Here is a 17,586-nt window from a genome sequence, read left to right on the forward strand (position 1 = left end):
GATTGACTATATCCGCTTGAGGGTGGCGGCCACAAACTGGTCGACCGCGGTGGCAATGGTCTGCACTTCGGCTGCCACGGCTTCGGTGAGGGCCGGGGGGCTGGCAGCGGCGGCGGTGCGCTCCGCCAAAGCGCTCAGGCGAGCCAGCTGCCCGCCAATAGCCCGGTACACGGGCTCCCAGAACACGGCGGTGCTGTCGGCGTGGGCCCCGAGGGTGCGGCGCAGCTCCAGCAGGCGCATCACCAAGCCGGCCAGGGTGGCAAGCACGGAGCGCTCGATGGCCGAAAATTGGCGGGGTGGCCCGTCGTATACGCACAGCGAACCGAGGTTGTAGCCGTCGGGCGTGCGCAGGTTGTGGCCGGCGTAAAAGCTCAGGCCCAGCTGTTGCAGCAGGGAAATATCGACGCCAGGCGCACTGGCGTGGTTCAGGTTTTCGAACACGGCCGTATCCTCCTGTAGAATGGTCGCCGAGCACAGGCTTTGCCCGCGCGGAATGCGCTCGATGGCTACCGGCAGGTTGTAGGGCGCTTTCACCAGCACCTCGTCTTTCTCCACAATGGAAAGCATGGCGTTGGAAACGCCGAATAACCGGGCGGTGGCGGCTACCACGTCATCGAGCACTTTTTCGCTGCGCGCATCCAGCAGCTGGTAGCCAGCGAGGGCCTGCAGCCGGGCCGCGTCGTTGGCCGGTATCAGAGAAGTAAAATTATTAACCACAATAGCTTGCTGAGGAAGAAGCGGCTAACACCGCCTGCACCGGGCCCGAGAGTGGCTGCCGGCAGGGCTGGGGAATAGCCTGCTGCTTGTACCGTGAGCAGGGCAGCAAGGTTGCCGGAAGGCTGTGGCAGCCGCAGGCTTTGGCCCAAATTCCCGGCCTGGCAGGCCGGCGTCTAGAGTGGCCCTGATGCGGGCATCACTTTCGCCGCAGCGTGGCGGTTACCAACTGGTCGAGGCTCGCTACGAGGCTGCCGGCCTCTTCGGCTACGGCAGGGCTGAGGCAGCCACTAGCGGCCCCGGCCCGCTCGGTGAGGGCCGCAAGACGGGCGAGCTGCTCGCCCATGCCCCGATAGATGGTTTCCCACAGCAGGGCCGTGAGGCCGGAATGCGGCCCCAGCGTGCGGCGCAGCTCCAAAAGGCGCATGGTGAGGCCAGCCAGCTGGCCCAGCAGGTGGCGCTCGGCGGACGGGAACTGGCGGGGTGGGCCATCGAACAGGCACAGGGTACCAATGTTGTGGCCGTCGGCGGTGCGCAGGTTGTGGCCGGCGTAAAAATGCAGGCCCATTTGCAGAACCACGGATATATCGACGCCGGGTGCACTGTTCTGCAGCAGGTCTTCGAACACGGCCGTATCGTTTTGCATGATGGTGGCCGAGCACATGCTCTGCTGGCGCGGCAGCCGCTCAAAATCGGGCGGCAGGTTATAAGGCGCTTTGAGCAGCACGGTAGTTCCTTCCACAATGCTGAGCATGGCGTTGCGCACCCGAAACAGCTTGGCCGTGGCGGCCACCACTTCGTCGAGAATGGCTTCGCGGCGGGCATCGAGCAGCTGGTAGCGGCCGAGGGCGCGCAGTCGGTCGGCATCGTCGGCGGGAAGCAGGGTGGGAGGCAGCGTATTCACAGCCGGGAAGGGGTAGGGTAGGACCGCCACGGCAGGAGCCTGGCCAAGGCGGGCAGCACGCGTTGCAGTAGCGTAATATATAGAATCTCGAATGATGTTACGGTGGCCTTGCGATAAAGATGTGTCGCCGGCGCGGGCCCCCGAGCTCATTTCGTTCGCACCCGCGCCGCCCGTTACCTTTGAGTTGTGTTGCCAGTTCCGCCTGCTCTTGATTATGACGTCGCCATTGTAGGTGCCGGGCCGGCCGGGGCGGCCTGCGCGCTGGCCCTGCGCCAGCGTGGTCTGCGCGTGGCGCTGTTGGATAAGGCCCGGTTTCCGCGCGATAAGGTGTGCGGCGATGCCATTCCTGGCCAGGCCTTCAAGGCCCTGCGCCAGCTCGACCCCCGCTTCGTGGAGCAGCTCTGGCAGCTGCAGCCGCGCGACGACGTGCGCGACTCTCGCCTGGTGGCGCCTAGCGGGACCAGCCTCACGCTGCAATGGAAGCTGCCCAGTTTCAACAGCCCCCGCGAAACGTTTGATGCGGCCTTGCTGGAACTGGTGCAGCAGCATTCAACCACCGAAATTCTCGAAAACACCGGCCTTAAAACCCTGCACATTGAAGCCGACTGCGCGCGCCTGACCACCACCGACGGCCGCGAAATCACCGCCCGGCTGGTTATTGGTTGCGACGGGGCCAACTCGGCCGTGGGCCGCAAGCTGCTGCCCGCGCCGCTCGACCGCGCCCACCACTGCGCGGGGGTGCGGGCCTACTACGAAAACGTGGCTGGAGCCAGCAGCGGCACCACCGAGTTTTTCCTGAGCAGCGACTACCTGGCGGGCTACGTGTGGCTGTTTCCGGTGGGCGACGGGCGCTACAACGTGGGCCTGGGCATGCTGTCGGAAATCGTTTCTAAGCATAAAGTCGACCTCAAGGAAACTCTGACGCGGGTGCTGGCTACCCACCCCGAGCTGGCGGGCCGCTTCGCCGGGGCACGGCAGCTTGGGCCCATTGTGGGGTTCGGCCTGCCGCTGGGCGGTGGGCGCGAACGGCCCATCAGCGGGCACCGGTTTATGCTTTGCGGCGATGCGGCTTCGCTGATTGACCCCTTGCAGGGCCACGGCATCGATACGGCCATTCAGAGCGGAATTATGGCCGGGGCGCAGGCGGCGGCTTGCTTCGCGCAGCAGGACTTCAGCGCCGAATGCATGCAGCAGTACGACGCGGAGGTAGCCCACAAAATAGGCCGGAAGCTGGCCAAAAGCTACCGCCTCATGTGCTTCCTCAGCAACAAGGCGTGGCTGGTGAACGCGGCCGTGCGCCTGGCCCGCGTGCCGGGCCTTAAGCCGTGGGTGCAGCAAGCTATTGGTTAGCGACTACAGGCAGAACCTAGCGCTGAGGCACTGCCAGCAATTGCCGCAGCTCCTGGCCCAGGGCAGCGGCTGAGCCATCGAGCGGGAAGAACCGGAGCTTGCCACCGGCCAGCATTTCGGCCATTTTTGGCTCTTCAGGCGGAGTTTGACGCGTGGGCCAGGCAGCGGCCAGCTCATCGGCCAGCCCGCCGGTGCCGGCTAGTACCAGCACCGGCAAGTGGTGCCGTACTGCCTGCACGATTTCGTTGCGGGCGATGCTGCCCCCGCCGGCCAGCAGCACTACTACCGGCAGCTGCCCGGCGGGCGCGGCGGCCAGTGCGGTGGTAAGGGCCAACAGCATGGCCGTTTCATTGCCCCATTCCTGGCCCTCGACCAGCACAAAATGCGAGTGGTGCGGCTCCAGGGGGGCATGCGCGGCCGGGTTTTCGGGGTGTGCTACCAGGGCCGCCGGGACCACGCCAACCAGGGCCGAGTGGTTGCCCTGGCGAGCCACTGCTTCGCCCAGCAGCGCCATCACGCCGGCCTGCGTGCCGCCGTCGAGCAGGATGGCTTCCGCCTCGCGGGCCACCCGCGCTACCTCATCGAAGAGCGGCGCGAGCTGCGGCCGAAGCAGCGGGTTGAGGGTGCCGGCGGCTCCCACTACCAGCAACACGGCCTTGTGCGTTGGCAGGCCCAGGGCGGTGCTGATTTCAGCCGCGCTGGCGTGTTGGGAAGGAAATAACGCCGTGGCTGGCTGGCTTTGGAGGGGTAAGGTGATTCTTTTCATTGAGGAAGCAGTAGCGCAGTCAAAAACGAATGCGCTGACCGACGAGCTAATTGGTTTCTCCAATACGTTCGGAGGCGGTGCCCGGGACATAGCACGGCATTTTAACTGGATTGTGACCAATTGCTATACTATGGTATAGCGAAATTATTCCTTTTGGTTTGGGCGTGCTGAATTAAACCTGTTACTTGGCGACTCATTGGACAACTACCGTCTAGGCATCTACCCCCGTTGCGGCTGCTTTTTGCAGGTTGCGCGCTGCCCAGGCTGATTTTGCTGTCCGCGTTTCCTTTCTTCTTTTTCGCATGTCCATTCAAGACAAAAACGCGCTCACCGGCCCGCGTAAGCTGCTGGCCCTCGACGGTGGCGGCATCCGTGGCACTATCACCCTGGAAATACTGGCCAAGCTCGAAACCAGCTTGCAGGAGCAGCTGAAAGCCGGGCCGGGCTTCGTGCTGGCCAACTACTTCGACTACATGGCCGGCACCAGCACCGGGGCCATCATTGCGACCTGCCTGAGCCTGGGCATGCGCGTGGCCGATGTGCGGAAGTTTTACCTGGACAGCGGCCCGGCCATGTTCGACAAAGCCAGCCTGCTGAAACGGTTTCGTGCCAAATACAAGGACACGCAGCTGGCCGAGAAGCTGCGGGAAGTAATTGGGCAGCAAACCGGCGAGCCCGAGGCCAAGCTGGGCAGCCAGGCCCTGAGAACCTACCTGCTCCTGATTCTGCGCAATGCCACCACCGATTCGGCCTGGCCGCTCTCGAATAACCCCCAGGCCAAGTACAACGACCTGACCCGCCACGACAGCAACCTCGAGCTGCCGCTCTGGCAGCTGGTGCGGGCCAGCACGGCCGCGCCCACCTACTTCCCGCCCGAGGTGGTGGCGCTGGGCGACAAGGAGTACGTATTCGTGGACGGCGGCGTGACCATGTACAACAACCCCGCGTTTCAGCTTTTCCTCATGGCCACGCTCAAGCCCTACCAGTTGGAATGGCCCACCGGCACCGACCAGATGCTGCTCGTATCCATCGGTACCGGCGCGGCCGCGAATGCCAACGCCGAGCTGGCTCCCAACGAGATGAACCTGCTCTACAACGCCAGCTCCATCCCCTCGGCGCTGATGTTTGCGGCTTCTAATGAGCAGGACATGCTCTGCCGCGTGTTTGGCAAATGCCTGCACGGGGCCACGCTCGACAACGAAGTACTGGACCTGAAAGGCGACATCGGACTGGGCTCGCTGCCGGGCAAGCTCTTCACCTACCTGCGCTACAATGCCGACCTCTCCCGCAAAGGCCTCGACGCCCTGGGCCTGCAGAACATCGAGCCCGAAGACGTGCAGCAGATGGATTCGGTGAAGTACATCGCGCAATTGCAGCAGGTGGGCCAGGCCGTGGCCCGCGAGGTTGATATGGCGCATTTCGAGGGTTTTCTAGGGAGTTAAGCATGCTTTCTTGGTCCGTCATGCAGAGCGTAGCGAAGCATCTCGCGTGGAGTAGTAATTCAACTCTTCAGAATTAGTGGCGACACGCGAGATGCTTCGCTGCGCTCTGCATGACGGGCTTCTGGCCTAATCATGCCCCCTTCTTTGCCCTGACCCCGGAGCCATGCGCCTGTTTCCCGAACTTGAATACGCCATCACGCCCCGCTACCTTACCGCGCCCAGCAAGCGGCGGGCGGGCCTGCTGATGCGCCAGAAGGTGCGGTTTCTGGTGGTGCACGATACCGGCAACAGCGGCTCGACGGCCGCGGCCAACGTGAGCTACTACCAAACCTCGCGCAATGCCATGAGCGCATCGGCCCACTTGTTTGTGGATGACCGCCAGATTCTGGAGTGCGTGCCGGCCCTGACCGGCCCACCCGAGAAGGCCTGGCACGTGCGCTACAGCACCACCGAGGACAAGCGCCGCTACGGCTGCAAGGCCAACGACGCGGCCATTGGTTTCGAATACTGCTTCGGCCCCCACATCAACGCCGACGAGGCTTACCGACGCTTCGTGTGGGTGCTGGCCTACGCCTGCTGGAAATTTGAACTCGACCCCGGCCGCGACATCGTGGGCCACCACCTGCTTGATGCCGGCCGCAAAACCGACCCCCAAACCGGCCTGGCCCGCAGCTACCGTTCCTACCGCCAACTCCTGCTCGACGTGCCCGCCGCCTACGACTACTACACGGGCAAAGCCCAGGCCCCGCCGGCTTCTGGAATTGAGGTGCAGGGGGTGGTGGTAGCCCGCGCGCCCCTCAACATCCGCAAGGGCGAGCCCTTCCGGCGGGCCCCGGCTCGGCTGGTGCCCGCCGGCACCCGGCTGCCCTTTGTGGGCAGGGTGCCGGGCGAGCGCGTGCTTGGAAACGCCCGCTGGTACGCGCTGCCGGACAACGAGTTTTGCTGGAGCGGAGCCGCGGTGCCCGCTTGAAACCGCGCCCGCAGAGCGGAAATCTAGTATTCGGGCTCGCTCACCGGTTGTCATTACTGAAACGACAACCCTCCAGCGCGCACCGGAGGCAACAGGAATGCGGGGTCGCTTGGTAGGAAAATTTGCTGGCGAATGAAAAATCCTACCAACTCTTGGTAGGATTTTTCATTCGCCAGCAAATTTTCCTACCAATTTTTTGATCTGGTATCGGGACCAATTGGTGCGGACTGTTGGCGCGGAACTGGCCACTTACCGCCGCGAACCGGGAACAAACGCATTATCGCCGGGGCGGGAGCAGTTTGCTTACCGGCACCCAGCGGCCATCCAGCACTACCCCGCTCACGCGGCGCACGTTGGCTACGTTGGTCAGCGGGTTGGCCTCCAGTAAAACCAGGTCGGCCGCCTTGCCGGTTTCGATGGTGCCGCGCTGCCGCTGTTCGCCTAGCCAGGTAGCCGCGTTGGTGGTAGCCGCGCGCATTGCTTCGTACGGGCTCAGGCCCAGTTCCGTCAACAGTCCCAACTCTTCGGCCATGCTGAAGCCGGGCACCACAAACGGTCCATCGCCGGGGCTTACCAGGAACTGAACGCCGGCCTCGTGCAGGATGCGGAAGGCCCGACGGTAGGCGCGAAAGTAAGCGGTGAGCTGGCCGGCGACCGGGTTGGGCCCGCTCGCGGGGGACAGCTGCTTGGTTCTGGCTTCCAGCCAGCTCGTCCATTCGGTGCGCACGGCGGGGGCCAGGTAAGCCAGGCCAGGCAGGCTTTGCAGGCGTTCCGGCGAATATTGCAGCCAGGTAATCTGGTACCAATAAAAATCGGGGCAGTTGAAGAGATGGTCGGCCGCCATCTGCCGGGCCAACTGTTTCAACTGCACCGAGTCCTGCTGGTAGGCTTCTATAAATGCTTCGATGTGCTCGATGGACGACATGCGGGCGGCTACCGCGCCGCGCAGGCCACTACGAGGCGCGTGGCCGGCCACCGGCAAGCCCAAAGCGCGCGCGGCCAGTAGCAGCGAGTCGTATTGCGGCGGGGTCATGCCGCCGAGGTACTTGGCAAAATCGTAGCCGCTGGCTTTGTAGCGGCGTAGTAGCTGCTCGCCCTTGCGGCTGGAATACGCTTTGTCGCGGGTGAGCACCGGCGAGCCCAGGTACAGGTGCGGGGCCAGAGCCTGGGTGCGACGCAGGCTGTCGCGCCAGCGCAGATGCGTGGAGTCGCCACGCATGCTGCGCAGGCCCGTCACACCATTGGCTAGGTTGAGCCGGAAATAATCATTCAACGGGTGGCGGGTGCCTTCCTCGCCCGGCAGGTGCGCGTGCATGTCGATAAGGCCCGGCAGCAGGTACTTATTGGCCCCATCAACCACTACTGTTCCCGCTGGTACGCGCACCTTGCCCGTGCTGCCAATGGCCCGAATCTGACCATTTTCGATGAGCACGGTTTGCTTAGTCAGCACCGTGTTGGTCGTCATCGGCACCACGTTCACGTTTGTGATGGCCAGGGAAGCTGCCCGCTGCGCCGAACTTTCACTGCTGCACAACAGCCCAAAAGCCAACCAGAAAACGAAGAATAAACGCATAGAAAGTTTGCGGTGAACAGCTGCTTGCTGCGCGCAAACCTACACAGAAAGCGACGGTACCACTTCAACCCCAAATGCCGCAAGCCACTGGCCAAAAGCTGCCGCCTCATGCGCTTCCTGAGCAACAAGGCGTGGCTGGTGAACGCGGCCGTGCGCCTGGCCCGGGTACCGGGGTTGAAGCCGTGGGTGCAGCGGGCGATAGGGTGGGGCATGCGTGTAAGAGTTCAGAAGACGCCCTGCGCTGCTGGATGCTACCATGAACCCGGCGCTTGAGTGGTAGTTACCAGAATTTTAACGCGATTTTAATCTGAATTCTGGGCAGCTTCTTTCCGGCTGTGCGTACAGCAGATAGTTCAGTCTTTGAATTATAAACCTGCTTCTTATGCACCATTCATTCCTTGCGGCCACTAACCGGCCCGTGCTGCTGCCCCGCTTCGTGTTGCTAGCTGCCTTGGCGGCCGGCTTGCTGGGCGTGCCGCCCGGCTGCTCGAAAGACGACGACGAACCCGTGATGGCCGTCCCCAACCCCGAGATGATATCTGTGCCCCAGGCCGCTACGCATCCCGAAGGCATTCAATACGACGAGGCCAACAAGCGCTTCATCGTGAGCTCGCGCACCAAGGGCGTCCTCAGCACCGTTCGCGACGACAGCACCTTCGCGCAACTGGCCGACGACCCCCGCCTGATTTCCACCATCGGCGTCAACCTCGATGCCGGCCGAAACCGCGTGCTGGTGGCCGTGTCCGACAACGGTGCCAACACGACGCGTACCACGGCGGCTACCCTACGCAAGCGGGCCGCGCTGGCCATTTTCAACTCCACCAGCGGCGCGCTGCTCAACTACGTGGACCTGGGTGGCCTGCGCCCGGCCCTCAACCATTTTGCCAACGACATCGCCGTGGATAAAGACGGAAACGCCTATGTAACGGACAGCAGCGCGCCCATCATCTACAAAGTCGACCTGCAAGGGGTGGCGTCGGTGTTTCTGGAAAATGCGCAGTTCGACGCCGGCACGGCCTTCGGGCTGAACGGCATCGTGTACCACCCCGATGGCTACCTGCTGGTGGCCAAGGCCAATTCCGGCACGCTCTTCAAAGTGCCCATTGCCAATCCCGGCAGTTTCACCACCGTCGCCGCCGCCACCGGCCTGAGCCTGACCGGGGCCGATGGCCTGCTCCTCACCGACCCGCAAACGCTGCTGCTCGTTTCGGGCAGCCAAAGAACCGTGTACCGCCTCAGCAGCACCGATGCGTGGGCCACTGTGCGCTCCACGGGCACTTTTGCCACGGGCGCCGTCAGCCCTACCACCATCACCAAGCGCGGCTCCGATGCCTACGTGCTGTATCCGTACACCGCTACCTCGCCGCGGTTTAAGATTGTGAAGGCGGTGTTTTAGTCGCGCTTGTCAAGCCAAAATCAGCCTGCTGCTAACCACGCACCTAACGCGTGGACTGCAGCAGGCTGATTTTTATTTGGGGCTTTTGGGTAAGTCTTAAGCTCTGAGCTTCAGGCAAACATCCCCACCGCATTCTTGCTCGGCAGCGCCGTCTTGCCCATTAGAAACATATCGACTTGCCGGGCGGCTTCGCGGCCTTCCGAGATGGCCCAGACGACCAGCGACTGGCCGCGGCGCATGTCGCCGGCGGCGAATACGTTGGGCCGGCTGGTGCGGTACGCCGATTCGGTGGCGCGCACATTGCCGCGCTCGTCCAGGTCCAGGCCCAGGTCGGCAATGAGGCCGGTGGTGCGGGGGCCCGTGAAGCCCATGGCCAGCAGCACGCGCTGGCAGGGGATTTCGCGGTCGGTGCCGGGCACGGCTTCGAAGCGCAGGGGGCGGCCCATGATGTCGGTTTCCCAGGTCACCTCGTTCACGAGCAGGGCGCGGAGCTGGCCCAGGTCGTCGGCGAGAAACTCCTTGGTGTTCACGCCCCAGTGGCGCTGGCAGCCTTCCTCGTGCGAGGAAGTGGTTTTGAGCACCATCGGGTAGTTGGGCCAGGGCATGTGGGCGGTGCGCTCCCGGGGCGGCTGGGCCAGCAGCTCGAACTGCGTGACCGAGGCCGCACCCTGGCGGTTGGCCGTGCCCACGCAGTCGGAGCCCGTGTCGCCCCCGCCAATGACCACCACGTCCTGCCCATCGGCCACGATGGGCTCCTCGGTCAGGTCGAGGCGGCCCACCCGGCGGTTGTGCTGGGTGAGGTATTCCATGGCGAAATGAATGCCGGGCAGCTCGCGGCCCGGAATGTCGAGGTTGCGCGGGATGCTGGCTCCGCCGGCCAGCACCACGGCGTCGAAGCCGCTGGTCAGCTCCTCGGCCGAGAGGTCGCGGCCAATTTCGGTGTTGCAGCGGAACACGATGCCATCGTCTTCCATCAGCTTGATGCGGCGGTCAATCACCCACTTGTCCAGCTTGAAATCGGGGATGCCGTAGCGCAGCAGCCCGCCGGGCCGGTCTTGGCGCTCGAATACCGTGACCGAGTGGCCGGCCTTGGCCAGCTGCGCGGCGGCGGCCAGCCCGGCGGGGCCGGAGCCCACCACGGCTACCGTTTTGCCCGACTTCAGCAGCGGGGCCGTGGGCTGCACGTAGCCTTTCGAAAAAGCAATTTCGATGATGTGCTTCTCGATTTCCTCGATGGCCACCGGCGCGCGGTTGATGCCCAGCACGCAGGCCGACTCGCACGGCGCGGGGCAGATGCGGCCCGTGAACTCCGGGAAGTTGTTGGTGGAAGCCAGAATCTCGTAGGCCGCCTCCCAGTCGTGCACGCGCACGGCGTCGTTGAACTCGGGGATGATGTTGCCCAGCGGGCAGCCGGAATGGCAGAACGGAATGCCGCAGTCCATGCAGCGCGACGCCTGCTGGGTGAGCTGGCCTTCGGAGTAGGTGCCCACAAACTCGCGGCTGTGGGCCAGGCGTTCCTGCGGCGCGGCCTTAAGCGGCAGCTCACGGGTAAATTCTTTGAAACCGGTGGGGTTAGCCATGATTTGATGTTAAGGTATTTAGAACGTCAGGCAGCGGTGCGTCAGGCAGCAGCACGTTAAACAGCGGCACGTCATGCAGAGCGCAGCGAAGCATCTCGCGTGCCACCACTAATTTTTTCTTGCGATTGAATTACTACCACACGCGAGATGCTTCGCTGCGCTCTGCATGACGTGCTGTATGAAGTACTACATGACGCATTACTGCATGACGTGCTGGATATGTTAAATTTCATTGGCTGGGCCGGTCCAGGTTTCCAAATCGATGGCTTCCCAGTTGGGATTAAAACCAACAATCAGTTTTTCCTTCTTAGCACGGCTCCAGCCTTTTAGTTCTTTTTCGCGGGCAATAGCCTGCGTAGGGTCGGGAAGAATTTCAAAATAGACCAGTAGATTGGCTTGGTAACGGCCAGTGAATCTGCCGCTACTTCCCAGTGCGTCGCTATGCTCGGCGAGACGCCGATTCAAATCGTTGGTCACGCCGATGTAGAGCACGGTGCGGTTGGGATTGGTGAGCATATACACGTACATACTGGATGAATTTGGGTAGTATCAAAACGTCATGCAGAGCGCAGCGAAGCATCTCGCGTGTGGAAGTAATCAATCGCAAGAAATGAATTAGTGGTGGCACGCGAGATGCTTCGCTGCGCTCTGCATGACGTTCTTACCCCACCTCCGCGTACCGCGCCTTTTGCAGCACCTTCTTGTAGTCGCTTGGGAACACTTTCACGAACTTCCCGGCTTCCTCCTGCCAGTTGTCGAGCAGGAAGCTGGCGACCTGGCTGCCCGTGAGGGCCACGTGCTGCCGCAGCAGCGCCTGAATCTCGTCTTCGTCGGCGGTGTCGAGTGGGTCGAGCTCTACCATTTCGGGGTTGCAGTTCTGGGGCAGGGTGCCGTTGGGGTCGTACACCCAGGCGATGCCGCCGCTCATGCCGGCGGCGAAGTTGCGGCCCGTCTGGCCCAGGATGAGGGCGCGGCCGCCCGTCATGTACTCGCAGCCGTGGTCGCCCACGCCCTCCACCACGGCGGTGGCCCCAGAGTTGCGGACGGCGAACCGCTCGCCGGCCTGCCCGCGCACAAACAGCGCGCCCGAGGTGGCCCCGTACAGCGCCACGTTGCCGATGATGATGTTCTGCTCGGGCACGAACCGGGCCTCCGCCGACGGGAAAATGGCCAGCTGCGCGCCGCTCAGGCCCTTGCCCACGTAGTCGTTGGCCTCGCCTTCGAGCGAAAACGACAGCCCGCGCACGCTGAACGCGCCAAAGCTCTGCCCCGCCGAGCCGCGGAAATTGAACCGGATGGTGTCGGGCGGCAGGCCCACGCCGTGGTAAAGCTTGGTAATCTCGTTCGAAAGCAGCGTACCAATGGTGCGGTCGGTGTTGTGCACCTCGAAAGAAGCCTCGACGGGCGTGGCATCGCGCAGGGCCGGCTGGGCACATTCGAGCAGCTTCCAGTCCAGAATGTTGGCCAGGCCGTGGTCCTGGTCCTCGCTGTGGTAGAGGGTGCCGCCCGAGGCGTTCGAGGCCGGGTGCAGGAGACCGGACAGGTCCAGGTGGCGGGCTTTCCAGTGGGTGAGGCCCTCGCGCACCTTCAGAAACTGGGTGCGGCCCACCATCTCATTTATCGTGCGGAAGCCCAGCTCGGCCATGATTTCGCGCAGCTCCTCGGCCAGGAAGCGGAACAGGTTCACGATGTGCTCGGGCTGGCCGGTGAAGAGCTTGCGCAGGTCGGGGTCCTGCGTGGCCACGCCCACGGGGCAGGTGTTGAGGTGGCACTTGCGCATCATGATGCAGCCGCCCGCTACCAGCGCGGCCGTGGCCACGCCCCATTCCTCGGCCCCCAAAAGCGCCGCCACGGCCAAGTCGCGGCCGGTTTTGAGCTGGCCGTCGGTTTGCAGCACCACGCGGCTGCGCAGCTGGTTGCGCACCAGGGTCTGGTGGGCTTCGGCCAGGCCCAGCTCCCAGGGCAGGCCCGCGTGCTTGATGGAGCTGATGGGCGACGCGCCCGTGCCGCCGTCGTAGCCGGCAATCAGAATCACGTCGGCGTGGGCCTTGGCCACGCCGGCCGCAATGGTACCCACGCCCGCCTTGCTCACCAGTTTCACGTTGATACGGGCGACGCGATTGGCGTTTTTCAGGTCGAAAATCAGCTGCGCGAGGTCTTCGATGGAGTAGATGTCGTGGTGGGGTGGGGGCGAAATCAGGCCCACGCCAGGCGTGGCGTGGCGCACCTTGGCAATCCACTCGTCCACCTTGTGGCCGGGCAGCTGGCCGCCCTCGCCGGGCTTGGCGCCCTGGGCCATCTTGATTTGCAGCTCGTCGGCATTGGTCAGGTACTGGGCCGTGACGCCGAAGCGGGCCGAGGCCACCTGCTTGATGGCCGAGCGCATGGAGTCGCCATTGGCCATCCGCTCGTAGCGCATGGGGTCCTCGCCGCCCTCGCCGGTGTTGCTTTTGCCGCCGATGCGGTTCATGGCAATGGCCAGGGTGCTGTGGGCTTCGTGCGAAATCGAGCCAAACGACATAGCCCCGGTGGCAAAGCGCTTCATGATGCCCTCGGCCGGCTCCACCTCGTCAATCGAAATGGCCTCGCGGTGGTGGGCGAAATCGAGCAGCCCGCGCAGCGTAAACAGGCGCTCCGGCTGCTCGTTGATGAGCTTGGCGTAGCGCTGGTAGGTGGCGTAGTTGTTGGTGCGGGTGGCCAGCTGCAGCAGGTGCACCGTTTCGGGGTTGAAGGTGTGCCCTTCGCCGCGCCGACGCCAGGCGTACACGCCGCCTTCGGGCAGCAGGGTCTGCTCCTCGGGCGTGCTGCTCCGGAAGCCCTGGGCGTGCTTATACAGGGTTTCGCGGGCAATTTCGTCGAGCCCCAGCCCACCGATGCGGGTCACGCCGCCGCAGAAATACGCATCGACTACGGCTTGGTTCAGCCCCAGAATCTCGAATACCTGCGCGCCGTGGTAGCTCTGCAAGGTCGAAATTCCCATCTTGGAGAAAATCTTGAGCAGCCCGTCGCACACCGCCTTGATGTAGTTGTAAGTCAGCTTCGGAAAGTCCAGGGCGGTGTGCAGCTGGCCGGCCTCCTGCATGGTCCGGATGGTGGACAGCGCCAGGTAGGGGTTGATGGCCGTGGCCCCGAACGAGAGCAGACAGGCGAAATGGTGCACTTCCCACACGTCGCCGGCCTCCACCACCAGCCCCACCGAGCCCCGGAAACCGAGTTTAATGAGGTGGTGATGCACCGCCGACACGGCCAGCAGCGACGGAATGGGCGCGTGCTCGGAATCCACGGCGCGGTCCGACAAAATCAGCACCTCGAAGCCGTCGTTCACCGCGTCCTCGGCGTAGCGGCAGAGGCGCGACAGGCCGCGCTCCAGCGCGCCGGGCAGTCCGTCGGCCTTGAAATAGGTTTGCAGGGTCTTGGCATTGAACATGCCGGTGTCGATGCTGCGCAGCTTTTCCAACTCGTGGTTGCTGAGGATGGGCTGGCGCAGGGCCACGCAGTGGCAGTGGTGCTTGTCCTCGTCGAGGATGTTGCCGTTGTTGCCCAGGAAAGTGGCCAGGCTCATCACCAGCCGCTCCCGAATCGGGTCGATGGGCGGGTTGGTGACCTGCGCGAAAAACTGCTTGAAGTAGCTGCTCAGGTGCTGCGGCTGGTCAGAAAGCACCGCCAGCGGCACGTCCACGCCCATCGAGCCGATGGGCTCCTTGCCCTCCACGGCCATGGGCGTGATGAGCACATCAATGTCCTCGCGGGTGTAGCCGAACACTTGATGGTACTTGAACACGGCATCCGCTGCCAAATCCGTGAACATCTGGCGCGGCTCGGGCAGCTCTTCGAGGCGAATCTGGTACTCGTTCAGCCACTCGCCGTAGGGCTGGCGGCCGGCGGCCTGGGCCTTCAGCTCGGCATCCGTAATGATGCGGCCGGCCACGGTGTCCACCAGCAGCATCTTGCCGGGCTGGAGGCGGCCTTTCTGCACGATAGTGGCGGGGTCGATGTCGAGTACGCCGGCCTCGGAGGCGACGAGCACGCGGCCGTCGGTGGTTTCGAGGTAGCGCAGCGGGCGCAGGCCGTTGCGGTCGAGCATGGCCCCAATCTGCTGGCCGTCGGTGAAAATAAGGGCCGCCGGGCCGTCCCAGGGCTCCATAAACGTGGCGTGGAACTCGTAGAAGGCCTTTTTGAGCGGGTCCATCTGGGTGTTGCCGTCCCAGGCTTCGGGCACCAGCATCATCATCACGTGGGAGAGCGGGCGGCCCGAGTGCAGCAGGATTTCCACCACGTTATCCAGGCAGGCCGAATCCGACTGCCCGGCATCGACTACCGGCAGCAGCATGTCCATTTCCTCAGCCGAGAAGTAGGGCGACACGTAGTTGCGCAAGCCCGCGTAAAACCAGTTCAAATTCCCGCGCAGCGTGTTGATTTCGCCGTTGTGCGCCAGAAAGCGGAAGGGCTGGGCCAGCTTCCAGCTCGGAAACGTGTTGGTCGAAAACCGCGAATGCACCAGCCCGAAAGCCGACACCACCCGCTCGTCGCTGAGGTCGGGGAAGTAGCCGCGCACCTGGTAGGTGGTGAGCTGGCCCTTATACACGATGGTTTTGCACGACAGCGAGGCGAAGTAGAACATGTCCATCGCGGCCGGCACCGTCTCGCGCACGGTCTTGAAAATCAACCGGCGCAGCACGTAGAGCTTGCGCTCGAAGTCTTCGGGGTTGGTAATGCCGGCCGGACGGCCGAAAAACACCTGTTCCATCACCGGCTCGGCGGCCAGCGCCGTGGGGCCGATGCCGGCCGGGTTCACCGGCACCGGCCGGTAGCCCAGCAACGGGAAGCCCAGCCGCGCCGCCGCGCCATTTATCACTTCGTGGCAGGCGGCGCGCAGCGCGTCGTCCTTCGGCAAAAAGGTGGTGCCCACGCCGTAGCTGCCCGGCTCGGGTAGGCGAATGCTGAGGGCGGTGCACTCTTCAAGCAGAAACCAGTGCGGAATTTGCAGCAGCAGGCCGGCCCCGTCGCCGGATTCGGTGTCGCAGCCGCAGGCCCCGCGGTGCTCCATGTTTTCGAGCATGGTGAGCGCGTCGGCTACAGTCTGGTGCGTTTTGCGGCCGTTGAGGTAGGTGATGAAGCCGGTTCCGCAGGCATCGTGTTCGAATTCGGGGCGGTACAGGCCTTGGGCGTCGTCGGGGTTCATAGCGGTTCTAGAGGTCAGAAGAAGGGCCACCGTTCGGCGGTAATGTCAGCAATTGAAGTCCTGTAAGGCTGTCAATTTCATGCAGTTATTGACAAGTACTGGGCCGGCGTTGGCAGGAAAAAATAGTGGTATCGGTTGCGCTATTATTTCCACATGGCGTTATTTCCTAGTAGAATGTTGATGGAGAATAAGTTATGCGCAGAGTTTGTACAATGTTAAAACCAGCAGTTTGGGGCCTTGTCCGGTGTCGCAGGGGTACTTCGCCCGGGCCAAATTCTTCTTCTGGCCTCGCCTGTGCTTGGTGCAGGCTTTGGATAAGTTCCTAGCATCAGCACCACATGCTGGGTGCGTCAATTGCACCGCCTGTAATATTAAAATCGTTGTGAATGAGTGCTTTGCCTAGTGGTGTAGGGGCTGCAGAGCGGTAAGTTACAAGGGTTGCATCTGAATTCAGTAGCTAATCAGGAAAAATAGACTGATTTTTCAAAAAAATACGAAATGACCTAAAATATAAACACCACAAACGTTTTCGGTGGTTATAAACCCAAAATACCCCATCAAATGCAGAGCCTGTTGCCCATTTTGATTGCTTCCGTAGCCGGAATGGGGTGCATATTTGAACCCGACCCTCTGCTGGCCGTAGGCAACCTCATTTCGCGCCGTAATACCCTGGCCGAAGCCCTGCGCGACGGCATCTATTGGGACCTGGGGCACACCACCACGCTGGTCGTCGTGGGAGTATCATCCTGCTGGGCCGCGTCACCGTCCTCACCTCGCGGGCTACTTCGAAGCCGCCGTGGGCCTTATGCTCGTCGTGATGGGCATCAGCCGCCGCTCGACTAGCGCCGCGCCGCCCCGAAAGTGCGCCCCGGCGCGACGCCTTCGCGGGCGGCCTACGCCGTGGGGTTGCTGCACGGCCTAGCCGGCAGCGGGGCGCTGGTGCTGCTGGTAATGAGCGAAATTCATGACCCGTGGCTGAGCGTGCTGTACTTCTTGGTGTTTGGCATCGGCTCTATCCTGGGCATGTTCATCGTGGCCGGGCTGTGCAGCGTGCCATTCACGAAGCGCATGCGGATTAGCCGGGTGGTGAAGTTCAGTGCCGTTACGCTGTCGTCGCTGCTGTGTATCGGATACGGGGGGTGGATGATTTATGGGAATGTGCGATGGTGAACCGCCAAAACGATGTAGAGACGCGACCCTTCGCGTCTCCAAGTTGAACGACCTGCGCCTAAAGGACATCCAGAAGGCGCGAACGCCGAGACGCGAAGGGTCGCGTCTCTACAACCCAGGCATCCCCGCCTACCCCCATACCCTAACGCAGATGCACCTAACCCCCAAAGACCTCGACAAGCTCTTCCTCCACCAGGCCGGCGTGGTGGCCCAGAAACGCTACGCCCGCGGCCTGCTCCTGAACTACCCCGAAGCCCTGGCCCTCATCGCCACGCAGCTGCTGGAGTTTATCCGCGACGGCGAGCGGGTGGCGGTGCCCATGGACAAGCAGCTGCTGGGCCTGGCCGACGTGCTGCCCGGCGTGGCCGACCTGCTCCACGAAGTCCAGATTGAAGGCACCTTCCCCGACGGCACCAAGCTCGTGACCGTGCACCACCCCACTACCGCGAAACCGGCGATGCTGCGCTGGCCCTCTACAGCTCCGGCCTGAGCTGTGCCACGGCCCCGGCGCCCGCCAGCCCCCCGCCGCCCGGCGAATA

14 protein-coding genes are annotated in these 17,586 nt (G+C 63.2%); 7 read left to right on the forward strand and 7 right to left on the reverse strand.

Annotated elements, in window-relative coordinates; genetic code table 11:
- Positions 1–6: 6 nt before the first annotated feature.
- Positions 7–717: a GAF domain-containing protein gene (locus tag ABD837_RS06600; RefSeq protein ID WP_345051863.1), complete on the reverse strand. Its 711-nt coding sequence runs from the start codon at positions 715–717 to the stop codon at positions 7–9.
- A gap of 196 nt (positions 718–913) precedes the next feature.
- On the reverse strand, positions 914–1,618 hold the full coding sequence (locus tag ABD837_RS06605) for a GAF domain-containing protein (RefSeq protein ID WP_345051865.1): 705 nt from the start codon (positions 1,616–1,618) through the stop codon (positions 914–916).
- Between the two features lie 186 nt (positions 1,619–1,804).
- On the opposite strand from ABD837_RS06605, the gene ABD837_RS06610 reads away from it, so the two are divergent.
- On the forward strand, positions 1,805–2,968 hold the full coding sequence (locus ABD837_RS06610; protein WP_345051868.1) for an NAD(P)/FAD-dependent oxidoreductase: 1,164 nt from the start codon (positions 1,805–1,807) through the stop codon (positions 2,966–2,968).
- 16 nt (positions 2,969–2,984) lie between these two features.
- On the opposite strand, the gene ABD837_RS06615 is transcribed toward ABD837_RS06610, so the two are convergent.
- The gene (locus ABD837_RS06615) at positions 2,985–3,734 is read right to left on the reverse strand and encodes a hypothetical protein (protein ID WP_345051870.1); all 750 of its coding nucleotides are present in this window, start codon (positions 3,732–3,734) and stop codon (positions 2,985–2,987) included.
- A 302-nt stretch (positions 3,735–4,036) separates the two neighbouring features.
- On the opposite strand from ABD837_RS06615, the gene ABD837_RS06620 reads away from it, so the two are divergent.
- Positions 4,037–5,176 carry a patatin-like phospholipase family protein gene (locus tag ABD837_RS06620; RefSeq protein WP_345051873.1) on the forward strand — a complete coding sequence of 380 codons (1,140 nt, stop codon included), beginning with the start codon at positions 4,037–4,039 and terminating at the stop codon, positions 5,174–5,176.
- A gap of 163 nt (positions 5,177–5,339) precedes the next feature.
- Positions 5,340–6,146, forward strand: a complete 807-nt coding sequence (locus tag ABD837_RS06625; RefSeq protein ID WP_345051876.1) for a peptidoglycan recognition protein family protein — start codon at positions 5,340–5,342, stop codon at positions 6,144–6,146.
- Positions 6,147–6,423: 277 nt separating this feature from the next.
- Here ABD837_RS06625 and ABD837_RS06630 read toward each other — a convergent pair whose 3' ends face one another.
- Positions 6,424–7,719, reverse strand: coding sequence for an amidohydrolase family protein (locus ABD837_RS06630; protein WP_345051879.1), 1,296 nt, complete (start codon positions 7,717–7,719; stop codon positions 6,424–6,426).
- A gap of 382 nt (positions 7,720–8,101) precedes the next feature.
- Here ABD837_RS06630 and ABD837_RS06635 point away from each other — a divergent pair, with 382 nt between their 5' ends.
- Entirely contained in the window at positions 8,102–9,115 is a 1,014-nt protein-coding gene (locus tag ABD837_RS06635; protein ID WP_345051881.1) for a hypothetical protein, read from the forward strand.
- Positions 9,116–9,225: 110 nt separating this feature from the next.
- Here ABD837_RS06635 and ABD837_RS06640 read toward each other — a convergent pair whose 3' ends face one another.
- The 3 genes from ABD837_RS06640 to gltB form a co-directional block, all read right to left on the reverse strand.
- Complete coding sequence (locus ABD837_RS06640; RefSeq protein WP_345051884.1) at positions 9,226–10,695, reverse strand: glutamate synthase subunit beta; 1,470 nt, start codon at positions 10,693–10,695, stop codon at positions 9,226–9,228.
- Between the two features lie 222 nt (positions 10,696–10,917).
- Positions 10,918–11,211, reverse strand: coding sequence for a GIY-YIG nuclease family protein (locus tag ABD837_RS06645; protein ID WP_345051886.1), 294 nt, complete (start codon positions 11,209–11,211; stop codon positions 10,918–10,920).
- Between the two features lie 145 nt (positions 11,212–11,356).
- Positions 11,357–15,877: a glutamate synthase large subunit gene (gene gltB, locus ABD837_RS06650; RefSeq protein ID WP_345051889.1), complete on the reverse strand. Its 4,521-nt coding sequence runs from the start codon at positions 15,875–15,877 to the stop codon at positions 11,357–11,359.
- A 561-nt stretch (positions 15,878–16,438) separates the two neighbouring features.
- Here gltB and ABD837_RS06655 point away from each other — a divergent pair.
- The 3 genes from ABD837_RS06655 (at position 16,439) to ureA (ending at position 17,537) form a co-directional block, all read left to right on the forward strand.
- Positions 16,439–16,720: a hypothetical protein gene (locus tag ABD837_RS06655; protein ID WP_345051892.1), complete on the forward strand. Its 282-nt coding sequence runs from the start codon at positions 16,439–16,441 to the stop codon at positions 16,718–16,720.
- Positions 16,721–16,738: 18 nt separating this feature from the next.
- A complete protein-coding gene (locus tag ABD837_RS06660) occupies positions 16,739–17,047 on the forward strand; it encodes a hypothetical protein (RefSeq protein WP_345051895.1) in 309 nt (102 codons plus the stop codon).
- Positions 17,048–17,198: 151 nt separating this feature from the next.
- Positions 17,199–17,537: an urease subunit gamma gene (gene ureA / locus ABD837_RS06665; protein ID WP_345051898.1), complete on the forward strand. Its 339-nt coding sequence runs from the start codon at positions 17,199–17,201 to the stop codon at positions 17,535–17,537.
- The last annotated feature ends 49 nt before the right edge of the window (positions 17,538–17,586 follow it).

Origin of the sequence: Hymenobacter glaciei, from assembly GCF_039539585.1 — a bacterium.
In the GTDB taxonomy this organism is placed as follows: domain Bacteria; phylum Bacteroidota; class Bacteroidia; order Cytophagales; family Hymenobacteraceae; genus Hymenobacter; species Hymenobacter glaciei.